23 protein-coding genes and 2 pseudogenes are annotated in these 23,834 nt (G+C 68.2%); 14 read left to right on the top strand and 11 right to left on the bottom strand.

All coding sequences use genetic code 11. From position 1 onward, the window contains the following. Positions 1 to 4 precede the first annotated feature (4 nt). From QAD21_RS18525 to QAD21_RS18510, 4 genes are all read left to right on the top strand, one after another. On the top strand, positions 5 to 643 hold the full coding sequence (locus QAD21_RS18525; RefSeq protein ID WP_211538316.1) for a hypothetical protein: 639 nt from the start codon (positions 5 to 7) through the stop codon (positions 641 to 643). Next, a complete protein-coding gene (locus QAD21_RS18520; protein WP_211538317.1) occupies positions 640 to 1,212 on the top strand; it encodes a hypothetical protein in 573 nt (190 codons plus the stop codon). Before QAD21_RS18525 ends, QAD21_RS18520 begins: the two co-directional genes overlap by 4 nt. A gap of 87 nt (positions 1,213 to 1,299) precedes the next feature. After that, on the top strand, positions 1,300 to 2,493 hold the full coding sequence (locus QAD21_RS18515) for an FAD-dependent oxidoreductase (protein ID WP_280359963.1): 1,194 nt from the start codon (positions 1,300 to 1,302) through the stop codon (positions 2,491 to 2,493). Positions 2,494 to 2,500: 7 nt separating this feature from the next. Further along, positions 2,501 to 3,232, top strand: a complete 732-nt coding sequence (locus QAD21_RS18510; protein WP_280359962.1) for a DNA alkylation repair protein — start codon at positions 2,501 to 2,503, stop codon at positions 3,230 to 3,232. A gap of 86 nt (positions 3,233 to 3,318) precedes the next feature. Here QAD21_RS18510 and QAD21_RS18505 read toward each other — a convergent pair whose 3' ends face one another. The 3 genes from QAD21_RS18505 to mftR form a co-directional block, all read right to left on the bottom strand. Next, a complete protein-coding gene (locus QAD21_RS18505; RefSeq protein WP_065629775.1) occupies positions 3,319 to 3,708 on the bottom strand; it encodes a hypothetical protein in 390 nt (129 codons plus the stop codon). Between the two features lie 52 nt (positions 3,709 to 3,760). Beyond that, positions 3,761 to 4,819: a ferredoxin--NADP reductase gene (locus QAD21_RS18500; RefSeq protein ID WP_211538321.1), complete on the bottom strand. Its 1,059-nt coding sequence runs from the start codon at positions 4,817 to 4,819 to the stop codon at positions 3,761 to 3,763. A gap of 131 nt (positions 4,820 to 4,950) precedes the next feature. Then, on the bottom strand, positions 4,951 to 5,568 hold the full coding sequence (gene mftR / locus QAD21_RS18495) for a mycofactocin system transcriptional regulator (RefSeq protein ID WP_280359960.1): 618 nt from the start codon (positions 5,566 to 5,568) through the stop codon (positions 4,951 to 4,953). A 158-nt stretch (positions 5,569 to 5,726) separates the two neighbouring features. On the opposite strand from mftR, the gene mftA reads away from it, so the two are divergent. The 5 genes from mftA to QAD21_RS18470 all read left to right on the top strand — a co-directional run bounded on the left by mftA (position 5,727) and on the right by QAD21_RS18470 (position 9,811). Continuing rightward, complete coding sequence (gene mftA, locus QAD21_RS18490; RefSeq protein ID WP_058252362.1) at positions 5,727 to 5,834, top strand: mycofactocin precursor MftA; 108 nt, start codon at positions 5,727 to 5,729, stop codon at positions 5,832 to 5,834. Further along, positions 5,834 to 6,187, top strand: coding sequence for a mycofactocin biosynthesis chaperone MftB (gene mftB / locus QAD21_RS18485; RefSeq protein WP_280359958.1), 354 nt, complete (start codon positions 5,834 to 5,836; stop codon positions 6,185 to 6,187). The genes mftA and mftB overlap by 1 nt, the downstream gene beginning before the upstream one ends. 138 nt (positions 6,188 to 6,325) lie before the next feature. Beyond that, on the top strand, positions 6,326 to 7,621 hold the full coding sequence (gene mftC / locus QAD21_RS18480) for a mycofactocin radical SAM maturase (RefSeq protein WP_065629655.1): 1,296 nt from the start codon (positions 6,326 to 6,328) through the stop codon (positions 7,619 to 7,621). 102 nt (positions 7,622 to 7,723) lie between these two features. Beyond that, complete coding sequence (gene mftD / locus QAD21_RS18475) at positions 7,724 to 8,923, top strand: pre-mycofactocin synthase MftD (RefSeq protein WP_280359957.1); 1,200 nt, start codon at positions 7,724 to 7,726, stop codon at positions 8,921 to 8,923. A gap of 75 nt (positions 8,924 to 8,998) precedes the next feature. Further along, a complete protein-coding gene (locus QAD21_RS18470) occupies positions 8,999 to 9,811 on the top strand; it encodes a mycofactocin-coupled SDR family oxidoreductase (protein ID WP_068970109.1) in 813 nt (270 codons plus the stop codon). Positions 9,812 to 10,088: 277 nt separating this feature from the next. On the opposite strand, the gene QAD21_RS18465 is transcribed toward QAD21_RS18470, so the two are convergent. After that, the gene (locus QAD21_RS18465; RefSeq protein ID WP_058252357.1) at positions 10,089 to 11,201 is read right to left on the bottom strand and encodes a CaiB/BaiF CoA-transferase family protein; all 1,113 of its coding nucleotides are present in this window, start codon (positions 11,199 to 11,201) and stop codon (positions 10,089 to 10,091) included. Positions 11,202 to 11,381: 180 nt separating this feature from the next. Here QAD21_RS18465 and mftE point away from each other — a divergent pair. The 5 genes and pseudogenes from mftE to QAD21_RS18440 all read left to right on the top strand — a co-directional run. After that, positions 11,382 to 12,080 (top strand): annotated as a pseudogene (mftE, locus tag QAD21_RS18460) (mycofactocin biosynthesis peptidyl-dipeptidase MftE); the annotation flags it as partial. Between the two features lie 7 nt (positions 12,081 to 12,087). Continuing rightward, positions 12,088 to 13,617 (top strand): mycofactocin biosynthesis glycosyltransferase MftF, encoded by a 1,530-nt coding sequence (gene mftF / locus QAD21_RS18455; RefSeq protein WP_280359956.1) that lies wholly within the window; start codon positions 12,088 to 12,090, stop codon positions 13,615 to 13,617. Further along, positions 13,614 to 14,954 (top strand): mycofactocin system GMC family oxidoreductase MftG, encoded by a 1,341-nt coding sequence (gene mftG, locus QAD21_RS18450; protein ID WP_280359955.1) that lies wholly within the window; start codon positions 13,614 to 13,616, stop codon positions 14,952 to 14,954. Before mftF ends, mftG begins: the two co-directional genes overlap by 4 nt. A 56-nt stretch (positions 14,955 to 15,010) precedes the next feature. Further along, entirely contained in the window at positions 15,011 to 15,442 is a 432-nt protein-coding gene (locus tag QAD21_RS18445; protein WP_226513869.1) for a PPOX class F420-dependent oxidoreductase, read from the top strand. Beyond that, on the top strand, positions 15,429 to 16,085 hold the full coding sequence (locus tag QAD21_RS18440; protein WP_280359953.1) for a hypothetical protein: 657 nt from the start codon (positions 15,429 to 15,431) through the stop codon (positions 16,083 to 16,085). The genes QAD21_RS18445 and QAD21_RS18440 overlap by 14 nt, the downstream gene beginning before the upstream one ends. On the opposite strand, the gene QAD21_RS18435 is transcribed toward QAD21_RS18440, so the two are convergent. From QAD21_RS18435 to QAD21_RS18405, 7 genes and pseudogenes are all read right to left on the bottom strand, one after another. Continuing rightward, the gene (locus QAD21_RS18435; protein ID WP_240199099.1) at positions 16,044 to 16,859 is read right to left on the bottom strand and encodes a MerR family transcriptional regulator; all 816 of its coding nucleotides are present in this window, start codon (positions 16,857 to 16,859) and stop codon (positions 16,044 to 16,046) included. The two genes, QAD21_RS18440 and QAD21_RS18435, sit on opposite strands and share 42 nt — an antisense overlap. Before the next feature lie 4 nt (positions 16,860 to 16,863). Beyond that, the gene (locus QAD21_RS18430; RefSeq protein ID WP_058252352.1) at positions 16,864 to 18,357 is read right to left on the bottom strand and encodes an NAD(P)/FAD-dependent oxidoreductase; all 1,494 of its coding nucleotides are present in this window, start codon (positions 18,355 to 18,357) and stop codon (positions 16,864 to 16,866) included. A gap of 10 nt (positions 18,358 to 18,367) precedes the next feature. After that, a complete protein-coding gene (locus tag QAD21_RS18425; RefSeq protein ID WP_280359951.1) occupies positions 18,368 to 19,327 on the bottom strand; it encodes a ferritin-like domain-containing protein in 960 nt (319 codons plus the stop codon). A gap of 43 nt (positions 19,328 to 19,370) precedes the next feature. Beyond that, positions 19,371 to 20,231, bottom strand: coding sequence for an SDR family NAD(P)-dependent oxidoreductase (locus QAD21_RS18420; protein ID WP_280359950.1), 861 nt, complete (start codon positions 20,229 to 20,231; stop codon positions 19,371 to 19,373). Further along, positions 20,228 to 21,235 (bottom strand): alpha/beta hydrolase, encoded by a 1,008-nt coding sequence (locus QAD21_RS18415; RefSeq protein WP_226513864.1) that lies wholly within the window; start codon positions 21,233 to 21,235, stop codon positions 20,228 to 20,230. The genes QAD21_RS18420 and QAD21_RS18415 overlap by 4 nt, the downstream gene beginning before the upstream one ends. 138 nt (positions 21,236 to 21,373) lie before the next feature. Next, complete coding sequence (locus QAD21_RS18410; RefSeq protein WP_280359949.1) at positions 21,374 to 23,017, bottom strand: NCS1 family nucleobase:cation symporter-1; 1,644 nt, start codon at positions 23,015 to 23,017, stop codon at positions 21,374 to 21,376. A gap of 123 nt (positions 23,018 to 23,140) precedes the next feature. After that, positions 23,141 to 23,832, bottom strand: a pseudogene (locus tag QAD21_RS18405) (GntR family transcriptional regulator). Between the last annotated feature and the right edge of the window lie 2 nt (positions 23,833 to 23,834).

The following is a 23,834-nucleotide window of genomic DNA, read 5'->3' as shown; positions in this document are numbered from 1 at the left end:
GGCGATGACCGAGAACATCACCACGCGAATCGAACTCGCCCGCGCCCGGGTCGACGCGGCGACCCGACGGGCGCGCACCGCCCGGATCGTCGCCGCGCCGGCGCTCCGGGCGCGTGCGGCACGCCGGACACAGACGGTGCGCCGGACTCTCGTCGGAGCAGCGATCGCGGTGGTCGTCCTCGTTGGCGTCGCCGGCTTTCTTGCCTGGCAGATCCGCGGCCAGCAGGCGGCGACCGAGTTGCAGGACGACGTGCTCGCATCCGCCCGCGGCGCCGTCACCGTCATGCTGACCGCCGACCCGGCCGACCCCGAAGGCTACGTGGTACGCGTGGCGGAGGTGAGCACCGGACCGCAGCTGAAACGGATCGACGCCGCCCGGGAGGCACTGGTGACAGAGGTGGGCGGGCAACGGGGTTCGAGTGTCGGGCAAGTGATCTCGGCCGGGCTCGTCACCGATCCGTCGTCCGACGACATCGGTGGAAGCGTGGACGTGCTCGTCGTCGCCGACGCGACGAACCCGGCGCTCCTGGGCGGGTCGGGGGACGGTTCGGAGATCGACACCACCGGAGAGCGGATCACGGCGCTGATCACCATGACGCGCACCGACGGCGGCTGGAAGATCGCCGAGGCGAGGCGTCCATGACCGCCGCCGACGACCGGGTCCTGCTACCGGCACGGCCGACCCGAACCCAACGCATCCGCATGCGGCTTCTTATCGCCGCATCGGCGGTATCCCTGGTGGTCGCGGCGATCGCGGGCGCCGCGACCCTGCGCCCCGATCCCGACCCGACCGAGGCGCAACGCAGCGAGATCCTCAGCGCGGCTGCGGCTGCCGTGAGTGCGCTTCTGACCTATTCGCCCGACGACCCCGCCGACCGGCGGCAGGCGACCGACGCGTTGCTGACCGACCCGCTACGCCTGGAGTACCGGAACCGCGGCACCGACGTCGTGATTCCCGGCGTCCGTGCATCAGCGTTGTCGGTGACCGGCGAGGTCGTCGGTGCCGGACTGCAGGAGGGCGACTCGGAACGCGCCCGGGTGCTCGTCTTCGCCGACCAGCGGGTGACAGCCGGGTCCGGTTCACCGGCACCGGGTGCCGCGAGCCGTCCACCGGCCGAGACGACCTCTATCGCCCGGTGGGCACTTATGCGTAAGGTCGACGGGAATTGGCTGCTGTCCGACCTGCAACCGGTCGGCGACGTGACCCGTTGAGACATGAGATGCCCGGCCCCGGGCGGTCCGCGCGACCGCCGGCGCAGACGGGTGCTCGCGGGTGGGATGACGAAAAGGGGACGAGAGATGAGTGCATCGAGCGCGGGTGTGGTGATAGTCGGGGCCGGACTCGGCGGGATCCGGGTCGCGGAGAACCTGCGGAACAACGGCTTCACCGATCCGATCACCCTCGTCGGAGCCGAAGCGCATCCGCCGTACGACCGTCCGCCGCTGTCGAAGTCGGTGCTGCTGGGCAAGGACGACCGCGTCGATCTCAAACCCGCGGAGTTCTACGAGGACTCCGACATCACGCTGCGACTCGGTGAAGCGGCGACCGCGGTGGCACCGACGGACCGGACGATCACGCTGGCCTCCGGCGCCACCGTCGCCTACGACACCCTCGTACTGGCGACCGGGCTCGATCCGCGGCCGTTTCCCGGTCTCACAGAGAACGTCCGTGGCGCGCACGTGCTCCGCACCTACGACGACGCGGTGGCGCTGCGTGGCGAGATCGGTTCCGCGAGCACCGCAGTCGTCATCGGCGCCGGCTTCATCGGATGCGAGGTGGCGGCCGGCCTCTCTGCCCGCGGACTGGCGGTCAGCCTCGTCGAACCGGCTCCGACGCCGCTCGCCGTGGCGCTGGGGGAGCGGATCGGCGCCCTGGTGTCGCGGTTGCACGTGGCCAACGGCATCGATCTGCGGACCGGGGTCGGGGTCGCGAAGATCGACGTGTCCGACGGGCGGGTCAGCGCGGTCGAACTCACCGACGGCACCACCCTGCCCGCCGACATCGTCGTCGTCGGTATCGGTTCGACCCCGGTGACCGGGTACCTGGACGGGTCGGGTATCGAGCTCGCCGCACGCGAGGTGGGGGGCGGAATCGCCTGTGATGCAACCGGACACACCAGCGCTGAGAGCGTCTACGCCCTCGGCGACGTGGCGAACTGGCTCGACGAGGACGGGCGGCCGAAACGCGTCGAGCACTGGAACCACACGGTCGAGCAGGCCTCGGTCGTCGCGCACCAGATCACCGGTGGCGACGCGGTCACCGCGTCGGTCGCCTATTTCTGGAGCGACCAGTTCGACGTCAAGATCCAGGTACTCGGCTCCCCGCGCGCCGATGACGAGGTCCACGTCGTCGACGACGACGGCAAGAAGTTCGTCGCGTACTACAGCCGGGACGGCGTGCTCACCGGCGTGGTGGGCGCCGGCAAGGTGGGTGCCGTGATGAAGACCCGGCCGAAGCTGCAGACCCCCACGCCCGTGGCGGATCTGCTGTAGTGACGCAATGACGGATACGCCCACCGCTGCGCGGGTGCGTGATGCGGCAGCCGTGGTGGCCGACCCGGAACTCGCAATCGGCCAGGCCGCGTTCTTCCAGGCCCGACCGGGGGGATACGGGGAGGGCGACGAATTCCTCGGAATCCGGGTACCCGTACAACGGAAGCTCGCGAAGGGGTTCCGCGGCATCGCGCCGGATCAGGTCGTCGAGTTGCTCGACTCACCGATCCACGAGCATCGCCTGATCGCATTGTTCCTCCTGCGTGAGGAGTTCGACCGCGAGCTACGCCGCGGCGGCGACGGCAAGGGCTGGGTCGACCTCTACCTCGACGCCGTGCGCCGCGGCCGGGTGAACAACTGGGATCTCGTCGACTCGTCCGCCGATCCCGTCCTCGGCGAATACTGCCGGCGCAGCGGCGAACTCGATCTCGTCCTGCAACACGCACGGGACGATGATCTCTGGCGGCGCCGGGTGGGGGTGATCGCGACCTTCGCCTTCATCAAGCACGGCGACCCGGCGGCACTGCTCGCGGTGGCGCCGCTCGTCCGCGACGACCGACGGGATCTCATCCAGAAGGCATTCGGCTGGATGCTGCGGGAGGTCGGCAAACGAGTCGACGAGACCGTCCTGCTCGGCTACCTGGACGACAACGCTGCCCGGATGGGCCGCACCGCACTGTCATACGCGCTCGAGCACCGGACCCCGGAGGAGCGTGCCCACTACCGCGCCCTCCGTTGACCGGCTCCGTGCTCTCGAATCCGATGGCGCCGCTGCGCTTTCTGCTCCCTGAGGTGTGAGGAGCGTTAGCGACGAGCCTCGAAGGGTCAGCCCTCGCGTGCGACCTTCGCGGCGGCCCAGATCATCGGGAACTGGAACGGCAACCGGGCCAGGGCGACGATCCTGTAGGGCAGCGGCCGGTCCCACCACAGCCGGACCATGTTGATGTTGGCGGGGTAGACGGCGAGGAACAGCAGCACCGACGCCGCGCCGGCGGCGCGTCGGGTCTTCGGAGCGAGAAGTGCAGCGCCCAAACCGATCTCGGCAACACCGGAAGCGTAGGTCAGCGTGCGGGGGTCGCCGGGGATCTCCTCCGGGATGATCTCGTCGAACGGTTTGGGTGCCACGAAGTGGAGCACTCCGATGCTGATGAGCATCGCGGCGAGGCCACGGGCGAGCTGGACGGGGTCGAGCCGGGAACCGCGGATGGTGCTCACGTCGTCGTTCTCCTTCGATGGACCGGTGACTGCACGAACTCGAACCACTCTCTCAGAATTCGATCTTCAGCGTGTCCGATGTCGGATGCGCCTGACAGCCGAGGATGTACCCGTCCTCGATGTCCTCGGGGTCGAGCGCGCCGGCGTTGTCCATGTCGACGCTGCCCTCGGTGAGAGTGCAGGCGCACGAACCGCACTCACCCTCCTGGCAGGAATACGGCGCATCGAGTCCGGCGGCGAGCATGATGTCGACGAGAGTTCGTGAGCGAGGCCAGGTCAGGGTGTGGGTCTCACCGTCGAGCTCCACCTCGACGGTGGCGGCACCCGCCTGCTCCTCCTCACTCACCTCGCCGAGTTCGACGTCGGCGAACGGGTCGCCGGAGAGCGAGTTGTAGACCTCGGTGTGGACGTTGTGGTGCGGGAAGTTCGCGTCCGACAGACCCTTGTGGACGGCATCCATGAACGGGCCTGGTCCGCACATGTAGGCGACGTGCGACGTCGCGTAGGGCGCGAAAGCCGTTGCCAGAGCGGCCGCACTCGGCAGACCCTGGAGTGATTCGAGCCAGTGGACGAGGGTGAGCCGATCCGGGTGGGCGGCCAGGAGTTCTCGGAGTTCGGCGGCGAAGATCACGTCGGCGACGTCCCGGTTGGCATAGAAGAAGACGATCGGTGCGCCGCCCTTCTCGAGGGCCGCCTTGAGGATCGACATCACCGGCGTGACACCGCTGCCCGCCGCGATGAGCAGCAATGGGGTGTCATAGGACTTCGGGGTGAACACGCCCGACGGCGGCAGCACCTCGACCTGGGTGCCGGGGGAGAGGTTGTCGCACACCCAGTTGGATCCGTAGCCGTCGGCGGTGCGCTTCACGGTCACCTTGGGCCGCGGGTCGGTGAACGGCGACGACGCGAGGGAGTAGCAGCGCGCGACCGAGCCGGTCTGCTCGCTCGGAATCCGTAGCGTGAGGAACTGCCCCGGTTTGTAATCGGTGAACGGCTTCGGCGAGGCCTCGGGTACCTCGAAGGCGATGGACTTGGCCTCGGCCGTCTCGTCGATCACCTCGGACACCGTGAGGATCACGCTGCGTGAACCGTGAGGGGTCAGGTCAGACATGTGCGCAGTCTCCGCCGTCGAGGACCGGCACCCCGGCCCAAATTAGAACACGTTCTACTTCAGCCTAGCGCAACGACCGGTGTTCCCACGAGGGGCTTGCGGTCGATCCCGTGCGGCCGTTGCCAGCGTAGTCACGCCAGGGCCGCCACGCCGTCGGCCACGGTGCGCGCGCCGGACTCGATGAGCGTCTCCAGGTCGGCATCGGGGTCGTCGAGCCATTTCTCGTACGCGGCGAGGGCGGCACCGAGACACAGCCAGCCGATGGTCTGCGGCAGGTGATCGCGGACATCGACGCCCAGCCGGGTCGCGCAGAACTCGGCGATGACCTGACGCCAGTCGGCATAGACGATCATCGAATGTGCCTGCAGCGCAGGCACCCCGAGGAGGAGGGACATACGTCGGCGATGGTTGTCGAGTTCCTCGGCGGGCACCCGGTTGAACGAGACGAGGGCGTCGACGAGGGCCTGTGCCATCGGCGTCTCGCGCGGGATGCCGGCGAGGAGGGTGCGTAGTTCGAGGAGATGGTCGTCGAACTCGCCCCAGGGGATCTCGTTCTTCGACGAGTAATACCGGAACAGTGTGCGCCGGGCTATCCCGGCCGCCTCGGCGATGTCGTCGACGCTGGTGTCCTCGAAGCCCTGGGTGGTGAAGAGGCGGATCGCGAGTGCGCTGATCTGCGCACGCGACGTGATGGGGCGCCGGCCCGGCGGGGTGCGTGCGGGCTCGTCACCGCGCATCTTCGTGGTCATCGGGACCTCAGCCTATGGGACCGGTGTCGTCCGGATCGACAGAACCGTCCACCTGGCCATTCGGACAGTTCGCTCGCGAACGCTGGATTTCTGCACCGAGTGCCACTATAGTCTGTCGTGATCCACATCACTAACCCACCAACCAGGAGGTATGGATCATGGCAGATCAGTCCGCTGCGACCAGTCACAGCTCGAACGACACCGAACTCCTCGCCGAGTCACTCGTCGAAGAGGTCTCGATCGACGGGATGTGCGGGGTCTACTGATGTCAGCCCCGACATCGAATCCGATCTCCGGCGACCGTTCCGCGGTCGCCGGGGTCCGGTTCGACACCCCAGCCGAGGCGCCCGGTTTCGACACGCTCGAGCCGTGGCGGCTCAATCCGAAGGTCGCTCTGCGGCCGGAACCGTTCGGCGCGCTGCTGTACCACTTCGGTACGCGCAAGCTGTCGTTCCTCAAGAACCTCACCGTCGTCGGCATCGTGCAATCGCTCGCCGACCACGACTCGGCGGAGGCCGCCCTCCTCGCCGCCGGGATCTCGCCCGCCCAACGTCCCCTGTACCTGCAGGCGCTCACCGCGCTCGCCGACAGCGGCATGATCGTGCCCCGCGCCGCCTGACCCGCCGGCCCAGCCCGACGATGCCGACCGGCCAGCCCCCGGTTCGATCCGCATCGGTGCGAACGGCGCCCGCCCCTGATCGCCCGAGCCCCGGCACCCAGCCCGCAACTGCCAGCCCCGAATGCAAGGACCTCAACGATGACGACCATCGAGATGCCGCCCACAGCAACCGAATTCGCGAGTGCACTCCGGGCGCCCGCACCGACCTCCGGCGAGGTTCCGAAGGTCGGCCGGCTCGTCGACCAGTTCGAGAAGGGTCTCGACGCGCCCATCTGCCTCACCTGGGAACTGACCTATGCGTGCAACCTCGCGTGCGTGCACTGCCTGTCGTCGTCGGGCAAACGCGATCCCCGTGAGCTGTCCACCGAACAGTGCAAGGCGATCATCGACGAGCTGCAGCGGATGCAGGTCTTCTACGTCAACATCGGCGGCGGCGAACCGACCGTTCGCCCGGACTTCTGGGAGCTCGTCGATTACGCCACCAGCCATCAGGTGGGGGTGAAGTTCTCCACCAACGGCCTGCGCATCGACAAGAAGGTGGCCGCGAGACTCGCGGCGTCGGATTATGTCGACGTCCAGATCTCGCTGGACGGGGCGACCGCGGAGGTCAACGACGCGGTCCGCGGTCCGGGTTCGTTCGACATGGCCGTCCGTGCGCTGGAGAACCTGGCCGAGGCGGGTTTCGCCGACGCCAAGATCAGCGTCGTCATGACACGACAGAACGTCGCGCAACTCGACGAGTTCAAGGCGCTCGCCGACCGCTACAACGCCACGCTGCGCATCACCCGGTTGCGTCCCTCCGGTCGGGGCGCCGACGTGTGGGATGACCTGCATCCGTTGCCGCACCAGCAGCGCGAACTCTACGACTGGCTTGTCGCACACGGTGATCGAGTGCTGACGGGTGACTCGTTCTTCCATCTGTCGGCGTTCGGTTCCGATTCCGGCGGCGGCCTCCCCGGCCTCAATCTGTGTGGTGCGGGACGCGTGGTCTGCCTCATCGACCCGGTCGGCGACGTGTACGCGTGCCCGTTCGCGATCCACGAGAACTTCCTCGCCGGGAACATCCTGTCCGACGGCGGATTCCAGGAGATCTGGCAGCGGTCGGACCTGTTCACCGAATTGCGCGAACCGCAGAACGCCGGCGCCTGCACGAAGTGCGCGCATTTCGACGCCTGCCGCGGCGGGTGCATGGCCGCGAAGTTCTTCACCGGTCTCCCGCTCGCCGGTCCGGACCCGGAGTGCGTGCAGGGTTACGGTGAGGAACTCCTCGCCGGCGACCGCACGAAACCGACCGCCAACAAGGACCATTCACGCGGCACGCCGCTGACCCTGATGACCCGGCGGCCCGACGGCGACCTGACCCCGGTGGCCTCGCGTCCCACCAAGTCCTGTGACGAGAACCCGCTCGCCGGGTTCACCCCCGCCGCGCGGTAGATCGCCCGCGGTACACCACGGGGCGCGCCGTCGTCGGAACCGGCGCCCCGTCTCCATGAGAGCCAACCGGTCTCCATGGATGGATCAATGAGTAGGAAGAACATGTCTGCCAACCCCTGGGCCCGAAATCCCTGGTTCGAGACCGTCACCGAGGCGCAGCGCCGGGCCAAGAAGCGGCTGCCCAAATCGGTGTACTCGTCGCTGGTCGCCGGTACGCAGGCCGGTGTCACCGTCGACGACAACGTCCGCGCGTTCTCCGAACTGGGCTGGGCGCCGCACGTCGTCGGTGCGCAGTCCGACCGCGAGATGACGACAACGGTGATGGGAGAGGAGATCTCGTTCCCGGTGATGATCTCGCCGACGGGTGTGCAGGCCGTCGACCCGGAGGGCGAGGTGGCCGTGGCCCGCGCGGCGGCCGCCCGTGGCACCGCGATGGGACTGTCGAGCTTCGCCTCGCACGCGGTCGAAGAGGTCACCGCGGTCAACGACAAGGTCCACTTCCAGATCTACTGGCTGGGCGGCCGCGACGAGATCCTCGCCCGAGCCGAGCGCGCCAAGGCGGCCGGTGCGAAGGGTCTCATCGTCACCACCGACTGGGTCTTCAACGTCGGGCGCGACTGGGGTAGCCCCGAGATCCCCGAGAAGGTCAACCTCAAGGCGCTGCTGCGCCTGGGTCCGGAGATCGCGGTCAAGCCACGGTACGCACTCGACTGGGTCAAGGGCGGGAAGATCAACATCCCCGACCTGACCGCACCCAACCTGACGCCGCAGGGGGTGCCGGGACCGACGTTCTTCGGCGCCTACGGGTCGTGGATGAGCACCCCGCCGCCCACCTGGGAAGACCTGAAGTGGTTGCGCGAGCAGTGGGATGGGCCGTTCATGGTCAAGGGCATCACCCGCCTCGACGATGCCAAGCGTGCGGTGGACATCGGCGCGACCGCACTGTCGGTGTCCAACCACGGTGGCAACAACCTCGACGGCACCCCCGCCACGATCCGCCTTCTCCCCGACATCGCGACGGCCGTGGGCAACGACATCGAGGTCCTGCTCGACGGTGGTATCCGACGCGGCAGCGATGTGGCCAAAGCGCTGGCGCTCGGGGCCCGCGCGGTCATGATCGGCCGTGCGTACCTCTGGGGTCTCGCGGCCAACGGCCAGGCCGGTGTGGAGAACGTGCTGGATCTCCTGCGCATGGGGCTCGACGGTGTGCTGATGGGTCTCGGGCACAAGAGCGTGCACGAGCTGTCGGCCGCCGACCTCGTCGTTCCCGACGGTTTCACCCGCTCGTTCGGAAGCATCTGACCCGTCTTCAGATGACGCTGGGGATGTGCCCGCGAACCCTGGGGAACCAGAACTAGAACGTGTTACAGTTCTGCCATGGGACAGTTCGACGGCAAGGTCGTCTACATCACCGGCATCGCCCGAGGTCAAGGTCGCAACCACGCGATCCGGTTCGCTCGCGAGGGGGCCGCGATCGTCGGCCTGGACATCGCGGGTCCGATCATCGACCATGCGACCTACCCCGCGGCCACCGCCGACGACCTCGCCGAGACGATCCGTCTCGTCGAGGGCGTCGGTGGGAAGATCCTTGCGCGACAGGGTGACACCCGGGACCTCGCCTTCCAGCAGCAGCTCGTGGCCGACGCCGTCGAGCAGTTCGGCCGGCTCGACCACGTGGTCGCCAACGCCGGCGTGCTGACCTGGGGCAAGGTCTGGGAGCTCAGTGAAGAACAGTTCACCGACGTCGTCGACATCAACCTCGTCGGTGCGTGGAAGACGCTGAAGGCCACCATCCCGGCGATGCTCGAAGCGGCCAACGGCGGCTCGATCACCGTGATCAGCTCGGTTGCGGGCCTGAAGGCGATGCCGATGCAGGCGTCGTACTCGGCGTCGAAGTACGGCCTCGTCGGACTGACGCAGACGACCGCCAAAGAGCTCGGGCATCACCGCATCCGGGTGAACAGCGTGCACCCGTACGCGGTCGACACCCCGATGGGTGTGGCTGACACCGAGGCCCACCGGATCTTCGGAATCCCCTGGGTCAACCCGCATTTCACGTCGATCCTCGACTACCATCCGGTCGCCGCGCTCGACGAGATCTCCGACGCCGTCCTCTACCTCGCGTCCGACAGTGCCAAGGGGATCACCGCGGCCGAGTTCCAGATCGACATGGGGCATTCGAAGGTCTGACGCCGCGCGGCCGCGAAAGAACCCCTGCGTTCGAGGGCGAGTGGCCGATCATCTGCTCCCTGAGGTGCGAGCGAAGCGAGCCACGAAGGGCGACGTGAGTTGTCGCCCTTCGTGGCTCGTCGACCTCGACGCGCTCCTTCGTCGCTTGCTCGGCCCGGCGGCTTTCGCTCCTCGCACCTCGGGGAGCAATGGGCGGGTCCGACCGCTCCTGGAACCTCGGGGAGCAATGGGCGGGTCACCACCGCTTCTCCCGCACGGAGAAGCGGTGGCGGGACCCTCAGTCGGCCCAGAGCGTCGACGGATCGGTCGCCTCGGTGGTCGGGCCCGTGGGGGTCTCCGGCTTGGTGCGCGAGAAGCGCGGTGCCACCTGGGCCTGGGTCACGCCGTCGATGTCGACGAGGTTGGCGCGGGCGGCCATGTGGGCGTCGGCGGGTGCCTCGGCGAAGGTGAGGACCGGCGAGGTGCAGGCGTCGGTGCCCTCGAAGACCGCGGCCCATTCGTCGCGGGTACGCGACTTGAAGGTCTCGGTGAAGATCTCCTTCAGCTTCCCCCACTGGGCGATGTCGTTCTGGTCCGGCAGGTCGGCGTCGGTGAGTTCGAGGCCCTTGAGCAGCTCGGCGTAGAACTGCGGCTCGATCGCGCCGACCGCCATGTACTTGCCGTCGGAGGTCTCGTAGACCTCGTAGTACGGAGCGCCGGTGTCGAGCATGTTCACACCCCGGGTGTCGCTCCACAGTCCGGTGCCGCGGAACGCCCACATCATCTGTCCCAGAACGGAAGCGCCGTCGACCATGGCCGCGTCGACGACCTGTCCCCGGCCGGACACCCCGCGCTCGAGCAGTGCCGCGAGCACACCGACGACGAGGAACATCGAACCGCCGCCGAAGTCACCGGCCAGGTTGAGCGGGGGCACGGGACGATCGTCCTTGCGTCCGATGGCGTGCAGCATGCCCGTGAGCGAGATGTAGTTGATGTCGTGGCCGGCGAGGTTGGCACGGGGTCCGTCCTGTCCCCAGCCGGTCATGCGCCCGTAGACGAGGCCGGGATTGACCTTCTCGAGGTCGTCGGGTCCGAGTCCGAGCCGTTCCATCACGCCGGGACGGAAACCCTCGAGGATCACATCGGCCTTGGCGACGAGGCCGAGAATGGTCTCCCGGTCGTTGTCGTCCTTGAGATTGGCCTCGACGACGCGTCGGCCGCGGAGCAGAGCATCGGCGTTGCGGCCGGGCTTGGGCAGCGACCCCGGACGCTGAACGCGCACGACGTCGGCGCCGAGATCGGCCAGCAGCATGGCGGCATGCGGACCGGGGCCGATACCGGCGAACTCGATGACCCGGATCGAACTCAGTGGGCCGGGCTTGCCGCTGTCGTGTGGTGTGGCACTGCTCATGGGTGTCGTCCTCCCGATCGTTGTTCGCGCACTGTGTCAGGTATCACTGGATGCTCTCAGCATTCCACAACCGATCGAACGCTCGTCAGAGTGGTGGTTCGCGACATCTGGACGCGTTTTTCGCTCCGTTTTTCGGGCGAGACCGACACACTCGCAGGCCCCATCGCTAGCATTGGTCGAATGACGGTGCCATCGGCGTTGGGGCAGTGCAACTGGCCAGACCTCGATGGGCAGGTGATCACCCTGCTGGTGCCCCTCGGTTCGGTCGAGCAGCACGGGCCCCACCTCCCGCTCGACACCGACACGCGTATCGCGGCGGCGATCGCCGAGCGCGTCTGCGGACGATCGAAGGCCTCCGGACTCCTGTGCGCACCGGACCTGAACTACGGCGCCAGCGGCGAACACGAGGGCTTCGCCGGGACCATCTCGATCGGGCACGAGGCGTTGCGCGGCCTCCTCGTCGAGTACGGCCGCAGTGCGTGCCGATGGGCGGCGCGCGTGGTGTTCGTCAACGGACACGGCGGGAACACCCGGACGCTGATCGAGGCGGTGACCCGACTCCGCTACGAGGGCCGGGACGTCGCCTGGTTCCCGTGCGCTTTCGACGGCGCCGACGCCCACGCGGGATTCACCGAAACATCTGTGCTGCTGCATGTTTCGCCGTCCGTCGTGGATCCCGACCGTGCCGTGGCGGGCAACCGGGAGCCGGTGGGGGCGCTGATGGGGGCGATGCGGTCGGGCGGTGTCGCCGCCGTGAGTCCCAACGGTGTCCTCGGCGACCCGGAGGGCGCGAGCGCCGAGACGGGGGCGGGTCTGGTCGACGGGGTGACCGACCGCCTGTGGGCCGCCCTGGAGTCGTGGCAGATCGACGATCTGGGCGCCTGGGATGACGGCCCTCGACGACTCGGCCCCACGACGCTGGGCCGGGAACCAGGACGCGGACGACGCCTCCGCCCGGGACGACTCGGAGTCCGTCGAACCCGGAGCGCACTCGGACGCCGACGCGACTCCGGGGCCGCGCACCGATCTGCCCGACGGCTTCCAGGTGCAGATCGACCTGCGCTGTGCCAAGGCGGGCGACTTCCGGTATTTGGTCGGCGGTTCGCCGACGCGGCTGCTGCGCATGTCCGACACCGCACTCGGGATGACCTCCGAGGACGGTCGGATCGAGGTGTGCGACAACGTGACCCGACGACTGGCGCGCGCACTGCTGGACGCGGGGATCGCCAATCCCCGGCCCATGTTCGGGCCGCAGCCGCAGGACGTGACCGTGGTCGTCCCGGTCCGGGACAACCAGGCTGGCATCGATCGCCTGCTCGACGCCCTCGACGGGCTGACGGTCATCGTCGTGGACGACGGCTCCGCGACCCCGATCGTGGCGGACCGGCCCACGGCGCGGGTCCTGCGCTTCGACGACAACCGTGGTCCGTCCGCGGCGCGCAACGCGGGGGCGGAGGCCGCGACGACCGACTTCGTCGCATTCCTCGACTCCGACGTCGTGCCCGACCCGGATTGGCTCACCATCCTGCTGACGCACTTCTCCGACCCCACGGTCGGGCTCGTCGCGCCGCGCATCGTCGGATTGCAGTCCGACGCGTCGGTGGCGTCATCGCTGGCCGAGCGGTACGAGAACGGGTGGTCCTCCCTGGACATGGGACCCGAGGAGTCCGCGGTGGCGCCCTCGACCCGGACCCCGTATGTGCCCAGCGCCGCGATGGTGGTGCGGCGCAGCGCTTTCTGCGGTTTCGACGAGTCGCTGCGGGTGGCCGAGGATGTCGACGCGTGCTGGCGGATGCACGCGGAGGGGTGGCGGATCCGTTACGACCCGGTGGCTCGTGTGGCCCATGAGCACCGCGCTGACCTGCGCTCGGTGCTCTCGCGTCGCTGTTTCTACGGCACCGGCGCCGCACACCTGGCCTCCCGGCACGGTGACCGGGCGGCGCCGATGAAGATGTCGGTTCCGATGGCCGCCGCGGTGGTGGCGTTGCTGTCGCGGACGCGGTTCGGTGCCGCCCTGGCGATGATCATCCTCACCCATCTGGCGGTTCGGATGCGGCGGCGACTGGGCGACCTGCCGTCGGCCCCGCTGGTGTCGGCGCAGATGACCGGACGAGCGGCCGGGTTCGGACTGCTACAGGCCGCTGACGCCATCTGCCGTCACTATTGGCCGGTGGCGGTGTTGCTCGCCCTCGTGTCCAAGCGTTTCCGCACCCTCGCCGTGCAGGTGGCGATCGTCGAGGGGGTGGTGTCCTGGGTCCGGGATCTGCTCGCCGATCCGACCAGTCCGCCCACGCTCGGCCCGCTGCGCTACATCCTCATGCACCGGCTCGACGACCTGGCCTACGGTGCGGGCCTGTGGCAAGGCGTCATCACCCACCGAGACCCGGAAGCGTTGCGCCCGGTCATCTCTCGATGACGACGACCGACCGGTCGCTCACCGCCGACGTCGTCATCGTCGGCGCCGGCAGCGCCGGATGCGTGCTCGCCGAGCGGCTCTCGCGGAACCCCGACCGTACGGTCGTGCTGCTGGAACGCGGTCCGGGAGGCCTGCCGACCCCCGCGGACCTCGAGCTGTCTCGGCTACCGATCGACGACGCCGCCCCGCATGCGGTCCGCCACGACACGAACCTCGGGGTGTCGGCGGCCCGCGGGTCGGCTCTCGGCGGTTCGTCGGCGGTGAACGGCGGGTACTTCCTCAGGTGGCATCGCGACGACTTCGGAACGTGGCCGGCCGGGTGGGGGCTCGACGCCATCGCCGATGCGTACGACGAACTGGACGCGCCCGGCGGCACCATGGGTGTCGAACCCGTCGCCGACGACGAACTCGGAGACGCCGGAACCGCTTTCGAGCGCTACTGGACGGCGCGGGTGCCGGTCCGTCCGCTCGCGCAGCGGTGGCCGGTGGTCGGGCTCAACCGGGTGCCGATCAATCGGAGCGGGCTCGCGCGCCGCTCGGCGGCCGACGCGTACCTCGTCCCGGCGCTGTCGCGACCCAACCTCCGGGTCGTGACCGGTTGCACGGTGGACCGTGTGGCGTCGGCCGGGGGTACGACGGTGACGGGCGTGCACGCGGGCTCGCTCACGGTCGGCGCGGGCGAGATGATCCTCGCCGCGGGCACCCTCGGCACCGCGGGGATCCTGTTGCGTTCGGAGTTGCCCGCACTCGACATCGGGGGTCGCGCAGGTGCCCGTTCGCTGGGTGCCGGGGAGCATCGAGGCCTGGCGGTGTCGTACGCCAGGCGGACACCGGCGGGGCCGGGCATGGTGTTGCCGACCGTGGTGCACACCGACAGCGGTCTCGAAATACGCTGTTATCGAGATGATTTCGCCTCGTACATACGCGGCCTGCGCGCCTGGGGTCCGATCGTCGAGGTGACCGCGATGAGGCATTCGGCGGTACGGATCGTCGCCGACGGCGCCGCTGTACGGCTGGCGTTCGACGAGCCCGACCCGGCCACCGCCGTCGCGCTGCGGACGGCGGCCGCGGAGGTCGTGGAGATGCTGCGCGCGCCCGAGTTCGCCGACGTCGTCGTCCCGGGGAGCGTGCGGATCGCCGATCGGGCGGGGTTCTCCCAGCACGCGTGGGGGACGATGCCGATGGGCGTCCGGACCGATTGGCTCGGCGGGGTGTACGGGGTTCGCGGACTCCGGATCGTCGACGGGTCCATTCTGCCCAGCAGCGGGCGCAGTGGCCCGCACGCGACGATCATGATGATGGCATGCCGGATCGGTGATGTACTCGCGCAACGGTGAGGCGGTCGAGTCCGAACACCTCGCGGTTGTGGCCAGGTCTCTCTAGGGTGAGAGGCATGTCTGCGCCCACGCTGTCCGATCCGGCCATCCGCGACTTCCTCACCAGCGGCACGAAGACCGGGCACCTCGGATACACCGCCGCCGACGGTCGGCCGCTCGTCGTCCCGGTGTGGTTCGTCCTCGACGGCGACCGGATCGCGTTCAACACCGGGGCCACGACTGCCAAAGGCCGTGCGCTGTTGCGTGATCCACGTGTCGTGATGGCAGTCGACCTGCCCGCACCGCCGTTCGGTTTCGTGCAGGTGCAAGGCATCGCGCGGGTCACCGACGACCTCGACGAGGTGCGTCGCATCGCGACGATGTGCGGGGCGCGCTACATGGGTGCCGAGCGGGCCGAAGAGTTCGGAGCCCGAAACGGGGTCCCCGGCGAGCTGGGGATCTGGATCGAGCCGAGCAAGGTCATCGCGAGCCTTGATGTCACCGCATGACCGCACACATGCATTCCTGACGCCGACGCTGCCCAAGCAGTGCTGGGGGTTCATGATCGGGTCGGCGCTGTTCGCGCTGGGGTCGGCCCCCGGGCTGGCCCACTTGATGGGCGCCGGGTTCGCCAACAGCTGCTACTTTGTCGGCGCCTGGTTCTTCACCGCAGCCGGATTCATCCAGCTGATCCGCAGCGGTACCGTGGCCGAACTGCGGTCGTCGGCGCCCGGTTCGGTCATCCGTGCCGAATGGCTCACAGCAGCCACGCAATCGGTGGGTACGATCCTGTTCAACGTGTCGACCACGGGAGCTCTGGTCGCGCATACGATCTGGGGCGACCGGCACCTGGTCTGGACCCCGGACGCGGGCGGGTCCATCGCCTTCCTCATCAGTGGCGCGGTCGCCTTCGCCGGCTACACCCGCGCCACCGGACGCCGGTGGGATCTCCGCGATCGGGACTGGTGGTCGGTGCTGATCAACTGGATCGGGTGTGTCGCATTCGGGGTGTCGGCCGTCGGAGCATTCGTGACCAGGGGTGGCGTCACCGCCGACGCGGTGGCCGCGACGGTCGGTACGTTCGTGGGAGCGATCTGCTTCTTCCTCGCCTCATCGGTCGTTCTGCCGAAGCGGCACAACGGGTCCGGCTGAGGGCTCGACGGATTCCCGGCCGGGCTGCGGCGCGTCGGCGTCCGCGCGCTCGTCGACGGCGCTCTGGTGGGCCGAGAGTTCCCGGTCCAGCGCCGTGTCGAGGGCGCGGTCGAGTGCGGCGTGGGCGTTCTCGGTTCCGACGCGGCGCATCATCCCCAGGAGGTTCACCGCCCAGGCGACGTCGTCGTCGTTCTCCGGCAGCCAGCCCGGGCCCTTGCGTCGGTCCACCTCGTCATGCGCGGCAGCGAGCAGGATCTCGGCGGCCTCGTTGATCTTTGCGGTGAACCGTTCGTGGACATCTGCCAGCGCGGTGATCTGCACGCCCCGTCGCACGAGTTTCGCCAGGTTTCCGATGATGCGCGGGTCGATGGCCTCGTACACCCCATCGCGCGGGGTCTCCGAGATCACACCGGCTCGCACGAGAGCCGCGACCTGGGCATCGTCCAGCGGACCGAATCGCTCGTCGAGCTCGTCGCGGGTGATCTCCGGGCGTGACGTGCTCGACCAATGCTCGTCGAGGATCTCGTTGAGCTCCAACGCATCCCCGATGCGAGCGCCGGGATTCGTCATGAAGGTGGCGATGTGCTTGAGGGTGAACCCGCTCCCGAGCAGTTTGTTGATGGCCCGGAGGTTACGCAGGTGCTTCTCGGTGTAGATCGCGACGCGTCCGCGCCGCAGCGGCTGGGGGAGCAGCCCGCGTTCCTGATAGCCGCGGATGTTCCGGGTCGTGGTTCCGGACACGCGCGCCAGGTCGTCGATCCGGTACTCGGTCATCCCCTCACTGTAACGCTGCGGTGGCCGGAGTCCGAGCGTCCCGGTGAACGAGGATCCGGTAGTCGCGCAGTTCGACGCGGCGCAGCTGATTGACGTACTGGGTCGCGAAGCCGGGGTACATCGTCGCGTTGAACCCGTCGTCGGTCAGGTACCAGCTCTGGCATCCGGAGTTCCAGGTGGTCGAGGTCAGTCGACACTGGATGTCCTGGTTGTATCGCTCCTGCGCCTCGGCGCGCACGTCGAGAGCCTTCCAGTCGTTCTCGAGCAGCTGGGTGACCGCTTCGGTGATGTAGTCGATCTGGGCCTCCATGTAGACCAGCGCGGAGCTGTGGCCCGGGCCGGAGTTGGGTCCGAACGTGAAGAACAGATTGGGATAGCCGGACACGGCGACGCTGCGGTACGCGAACGCGCCCCGGCCCCACTCGGACGCGAGGTCGCGGCCGTCGAGGCCGGTGATCGGGATCGGCGTCCCGGTCTTGGACACGTCGAACCCGGTCGCGAACACGATGCAATCGAACTGGTGCTCAACACCTTCGACGGTGCGGATGCCGCGTTCGGCGATGCGGGCGATCGGCCAGGTCACCAGTGTGCAGTTCGGTCGCTGGAGCGCGGGGTAGTAGTCACTGGTCATGAGCAGTCGTTTGCATCCCGCGGCGAAGTCGGGGGTGAGCTGCCGGCGCAGCCACGGGTCGTCGACCTGTGACCGCAGGTGCATTTTGCTGACCGCCTCGACGACGCGGGTCAGGGGAGTGTTCCAGACGACGCCCAGCGCCACCGTCTCGTGACCCCAGAACCAGAGTGAACGCGCCAGTCGCTGGGTGCCGGGCACCGCCCGATAGAGCCGCTTGGTCGTCGCACGGGTCCGCACGTTCGCGCGGGGCAGGACCCAGCCGGGCGTGCGCTGGAAGACCTTCACCGACGCGGCGGTCTCGACCAGCTCCGGCACGATCTGGACCGCGCTCGCCCCGGTGCCCACGACAGCGACCTTCTTGCCGGTGAAGTCGTAGTCGTGATCCCAACGTGCGCTGTGGATCTTGTGCCCCTCGTAGTCCTCGATGCCGGGGATGTCGGGGAAGGAGGCGTTCGCGAGCGGACCCGAGGCCAGGACGACGGCGCGCGCCCGTACCGGTTCGTGCCCTTCGTCGAACGTGATGGTCCACAGACCGTCGTCGGCGTTGTACTCCATCCCGGTCACCGTGTGGCCGAACCGGATGTGCGGTCCGATCCCGGAGTCGTCGACCATCGACCGGATGTAGTCGAGGATCTCGGCACTGCGCGAGTAGGTGTGCGACCAGTCCGGGTTGGGCGCGAAGCTGTAGGAGTACAGGCGCGACGGGATGTCGCACGCGGCACCCGGATAGGTGTTGTCGCGCCACGTGCCGCCGACCCGGTCGTCGCGTTCGAAGATCGCGAGGTCGTCGATTCCGTGCTCCCGGAGACGGATCGCCGCGCCGATACCGGCGAATCCGGCTCCGATGATGGCCACCGAGGTGTGCATCACCGCCGCCTCAGGCCGTCGGCTCGTAGGTGAGTTCCTGCGACCACGTGGGTGTTCGGTGGACCAGCCCGAACGGGATGCGATCGGTGAGCTTCACCATCGAGTCGGCGAACAGGTGGTAGGGCACGTTGCCTCGATTGATCACCGCCGCACCGTGGTACGCGACCACCTGGAACATGGGCAGGCGCCGCACGTACTCACTTCGATCTCCCACCGCCCGGTAGCGCTTCATCGCGCTGTACAGCCGTTCCTCGTCGACCCCCATCGCGACGATGTTGTCGCGCATCTTGTTCAGGAGCGGTACATAACTGAGAGCTCCGATCAGGAAGGTCGGCTTGACCCACCCGCCGACGAAATCGATCGTCCGTTTGCGCAACCCCGCGTGTCCGAGGATCTCCATCACCTCGAAGTCGACTGCGAGGTGCCGCGATTCATCGGAGTTGATCCGTCTGAACACCTCCTGGGCCACCGGGTCCTTGACCTCGTCGGTGATGAACTTGATCAGCGCGCCGTCGAGCGCGACCTCGAGCATCGGGATCACGGTTCCCAGAAAGGACAGGGACATGTCGTCGGAGTGTCGGTCGAGCCAGTTGATCACCAGCTGCACGTTGACATTCGGTGACGGGATCTCGTCGCCTGTTGCGTTCGGCCCGCTCGCTCCGCTCCCGGCGCCGCCGAGCATGCCCCACCTGCGCATCAGTGCCAGTTCGGCATTGGCATGCTTCTGTTCCTCGGCGTGGAAGTGTTCGTAGATGCTCTTCAGCGTCGGGGTCGGCGCCTTCTTGGCCATGGCCGCGAAGCCCCGTGCGCCGACGTTCTCGATCCACATCAGGTCACTCATGAAGGGTTTGAGCTTGGCGTGGAGGTCGGGGTCGATGAGCTCGGCGCCCGGTGCGTCCCAATCGATGTCGATCAGGGCCCATTGACGGTCCTTGATCTTCTGCAGCATGTTGTCGAGGTCGATGGCCATGAGAGTGGTCCTTTCGTGTGGTCGGTGCGCTGAGGTCGCCGGGTCAGGACGACGGCAGGAGGCGGTTGAGGAGTCCGAGTCCGCGGACGTAGGACGCCGGGAAGTGTCGTTTGAGATGCCAGATCACGCGGGCGTCCAGTTGCGGCAGGACGTAGAGACGTCCCAGATCGTGGGCGTCGAGTGTCGATGCGGCCACGCCGGCCGGGGACACCCCGGTCCAGCGCATCAGCGTCCCGGCGAGATCCTGTGCGTCCGAGGTGATCCGACCGTCGCGGGCCACGTTGGTCTTGACGAACGTGGGGCACAGAACCGTGACACCGACGCCGGCGGAGGCCAGCTCGGCGGCGAGTGTCTCGCTCAGCGAGACCACGCCGGCCTTCGACACGTTGTAGGGCGCCATCACCGGCGCCGCGGCGAAACCCGCGGCCGACGCGACGTTGATGATCCCGCCGCGGCCCGCTTCGCGCAGCATCGGTGCGAAGAGTTCGCACCCGTGCACCACACCCCAGAGGTTGATCCCGAGCGTCCAGTCCCAGTCGTCGAACCCGATGTCGCCGACCGGGCGGCCCCCGATGCCGACTCCGGCGTTGTTGACGACGAGGGTCGGTGGACCGTCGAAGGTGTCGCGGGTGAACGCCGCGAGCGAGGCCATCGCGGCCCGGTCGGCGACATCGCAGGTGAACGCATGGGCCACCCGCCCGGTCCGGGAGGTGACCAGCGACGCGGTCTCGTCGGCGCGTGTCTCGTCGATGTCGGCGCAGATCACCTCGCCGCCGCGCCGGCCGAGTTCGAGCGCGAACGCACGGCCGATCCCGCTCCCGGCACCGGTGACGAGCGCGCGAGTGTTCTGCGACAACGGATTTCGGAGGAACCGGCGCCGTATTCCGTCGACCGCGGTGATCATGACGCGTCCGCCTCGGTGAGTGAGGCCGGGGCCGTCGCCGGAGACGGCCGGTCCGCCGCCCGGTCGCCCAGGAACTCGGCCACCCGGCGCAGTGCGGCGTCGGCTTCTGGGCCGAGCCGGGGGAGGGCCTGGAAGACGTGCATCAGGCCCGGCCAGATCTCCAGCCGGCTGTCACCGCCGTGCGCGCTGAGTTGCTCGTGCAGGTGGCGGGCGTCGGCGCTGAGCATCTCGGCGCCGCCCGCCTGGATGAGGAACGGTGGAAGATCCCGTGCCGCCGCGAAATCCAGCGCGAGACGCGGGTCGTCGGCGGCAACGTCGCGGGTGTAGAGCGCCACCAGGCGGGCGGCAGCCGCAGCCGTGATCGCCGGGTCGCGCCGGATGCGTTCCTGGGTGCGCGCCAGCTCGAAGGTGAGGTCGATGAGCGGGGAGAACAGGACGACCGCGGCGGGTTGGGCAGCGCCGCCGTCCGCGCGTCGGAGGGTCAGATCGCAGGCCAGATGACCGCCGGCGGAGTCGCCGGCGACCACGATGTCGGCAGGGAGGAAGCCCTGGCGGAGCAGCCAGTCGAAGCCGTCGGCGACGTCCTCGGCGGCGGTGGGGAATCGGTGCTCGGGAGCCAGACGGTAGTCGACGACGAACACCGGTATCCCGGTCGCGAAAGAGAGCCGCGCGGCCAGCGACCGATGTGTGCGAGCCGAGCAGATGCTGTACGCGCTGCCGTGGACGTAGTAGATCGCGCGGCGCCCCCGTCGGACATCCGGTCCGAGAACCCACTCGCCGCGAATGCCGTTCTCGCGGACCGGATACACGGTTGTTCCGGATGGCGTACGTCCGAGCGTGCGCATGATCGCGGCGATGAGACCGCGCGAGAGTCGGATGCCCAGCGGATTCAGTGGAATCGCGCCGGTGAACGTGCCGAGCCCCCACCTCGTCGCATGGGCGGTCGCGGTGGCCCGTGCCGACGCGCGGGTCGGCAGCGGGGTCGGAGTCGTCCTGGTGTGCATCAACTCACACCATCAGCAACCGTGCCGTTTGTCAATGGCACAATGGATGCGTCAGGGGTGGGCGGTGGGTTCGGAAGCCGCACACACAGCAGACCGGGCCGCGCGAGATGCTCGCGCGGCCCGGTGGTTCACCGCCCGTCAGTTCCGGGTGCTGCCCCCGGGCACGGTGGACGCGGCTTCTGTGGTCGGCGTTCCCGCGGTCTCGGGCTCCGCCGACATCACTTCGATGTCAGCGGTCATGCGAGCGAGCGCCGCGGGTCCGTAGATCAGGCGGGTCGGCACGAACTTCATCCCGAGCCAGTAGAGGAGCATGCCCATGCCCGCGCCGATGAACCATGTGAAGCTGGCCTGATACACGGTGCCGAAGATGACGACACCGATCGGGAGGATCGACGCGATGGCGGTGGCGCCGACGGCAACCGGGTTCCAGCCGTTGCGGTACCAGTAGGCGCCCTCGGGCCTCATGGTGAAGAGCTCGTCCACCTCGATCTTCTGCTTCTTGACGAGGTAGAAATCGGCGATGAGGATGCCGAACAGCGGACCGATGACCGCGCCGAGGGTGTCCATCGTGTAGTGGATCGCGGTCGGATTGTTGAAGAGGTTCCACGGCGTGATGAGCACCGAGCCGACCGCCGCGATCATGCCGCCGGTTCGCCAGCTGATCTTGGTGGGCGCGACATTTGAGAAGTCGAACGCCGGCGAGACGAAGTTCGCGACGATGTTGATCCCGATCGCGGCGATGGCGAAGGTGAGCACGCCCAGCACCGCGGCGGTCGTGTTGTCGATGCGATCGACGATGTGCACCGGATCGGTGATGATGTTGCCGTCCTCGTCGGTGCCGATGACCGTGACCGCCGCGGAGACCGTGCACACCACGAGGAGTGAGAAGAAGAGGAAGTTGACCGGCAGGCCCCAGAAGTTGCCCTTTTTCACCTCGCCGAAAGTGCGCCCGTACCGCGAGAAGTCACCGAAGTTGAGCATCGGACCGGAGAAATAGGAGATCACGAGTGCGATCGCGCTGATCATCATCGTGAACGACGACCAACCGGAGAGCCCGTCGCCGACCGACAGGTCGAGACTCACGTCGTCCCAACCGGCCTCGACGACCAGGTAGGCCGCCAGCGCGATCATGACGACATACACTGCGGGACCGCAGAAGTCGATGAACTTCCGGATGGTTTCCATGCCGTTCCAGAACACGAACGCCTGCAGGATCCACATCAGGATGAAACCCGCCCAGCCGAGCGCGGACAGGCCGAGGAAACCATGCTGTTCGACATCGCCCCAGGGTTCGAGTCCGGGCCAGAACTTCAGCGCCAGGAGCCCGAAAGCGACTGAGGCGAGATAGGTCTGGATGCCGTACCAGACGACCGCGATCACGCCGCGGATGATCGCCGGGATGTTGGCGCCCTTTACGCCGAACGAGACCCGGGTCGTCACCGGGTAGGGAACGCCCGCCATCTGGGACGGCTTCGCGACCAGGTTGCACAGGATGTTGACGGCCACGATGCCCACCACGAGCGCCACCAGCACCTGCCAGGCCGCGATGCCCAGCGCGAAAAGGCTTCCCGCGAACACGTAGCCGCCGACGCTGTGCACGTCGGACATCCAGAAGGCGAAGATGTTGTACCACGTCCACTTCTGTTCCTTCAGTGGCGCGAGATCGGTGTTGGTGAGCCGATCGTCGTAGGTGGACTTGATGACGCTCTCACCGGCGGCGCCGGTGTGAGACGTGGCCGCGGGTACCTGCGGTCCGGGCGTCCCGGAGGGTGGTGTGGACATTGGCGTTCTCCTGGTCCTGGTCAGCGGCCGGGGTCGGAAGTCGTACGGGGCGCACGCTGATGGGAGAAATGTAAGAACGGATTGTTACCCCGCGATGAACGGGCAGATATATTTCGCCGGGGCTCAGTCGTGGCGGACGTCGAGGAGTGCGGCGGTCTCGATGACGGCGCTCTCTAGGCGCTGGTGGTGACGGTGCGCGACGTCGAGGACCGAAGTGGTGTCTCGGTCGCCGAACGCCGCGAGCAGGTCGGCGTGGTCGGTGTTGAGTGCCTGCTGGGTCTCGGCGGTCACCGATCTCATCACCTGGAACGGCTCGGTGAGATTCCAGGTCGCCTCGAACATGTTGAGCAGGCGCGGCATCGCGCACGGCTCGGTGAGAGCGCGATGGAACTCGCGGGAGATGTCGTGAAAAGCCTTGCCGTCGTTGTACTTCACCGCCGCGAGCAGCTCGATGTGGCGTGCGCGTGCGGTCTCCAGGGAGGACTCGTCGATCAGGCCGACCGACCGGGCGAGTGCTGCTTGTTCGAGAGTGCCTCGGACGAAGTAGATCTCGCGTAGCTCCTCGGTGGACAGCTGACTCACCCGGTACCCCGCTCCGGGACGGTGCACCACCAGGCCTTCGCCGACCAGCGTCTTCAGGGCTTCGCGGACCGGGATCGGGCTGACATCGAAGGCGTCGGCGATCTCGCCCGGCGGGAGTTGGGTCCCCGGGGCGCGCCACCGGACAGGATCAGTCGACGTAGTTCCTCGAGCACATTCGCACGTGTGTTGGGCGAACGCGTCTCGGCGAGCTGGGCGAGCAGGCGGTCGGTCATCC

The sequence above is a fragment of the Gordonia sp. SMJS1 genome, assembly GCF_029866425.1.
GTDB classification, from domain to species: domain Bacteria; phylum Actinomycetota; class Actinomycetes; order Mycobacteriales; family Mycobacteriaceae; genus Gordonia; species Gordonia hongkongensis.
Note: the sequence above shows the minus strand (reverse complement) of the source record. Positions and strands in the feature narration are given on the sequence as shown.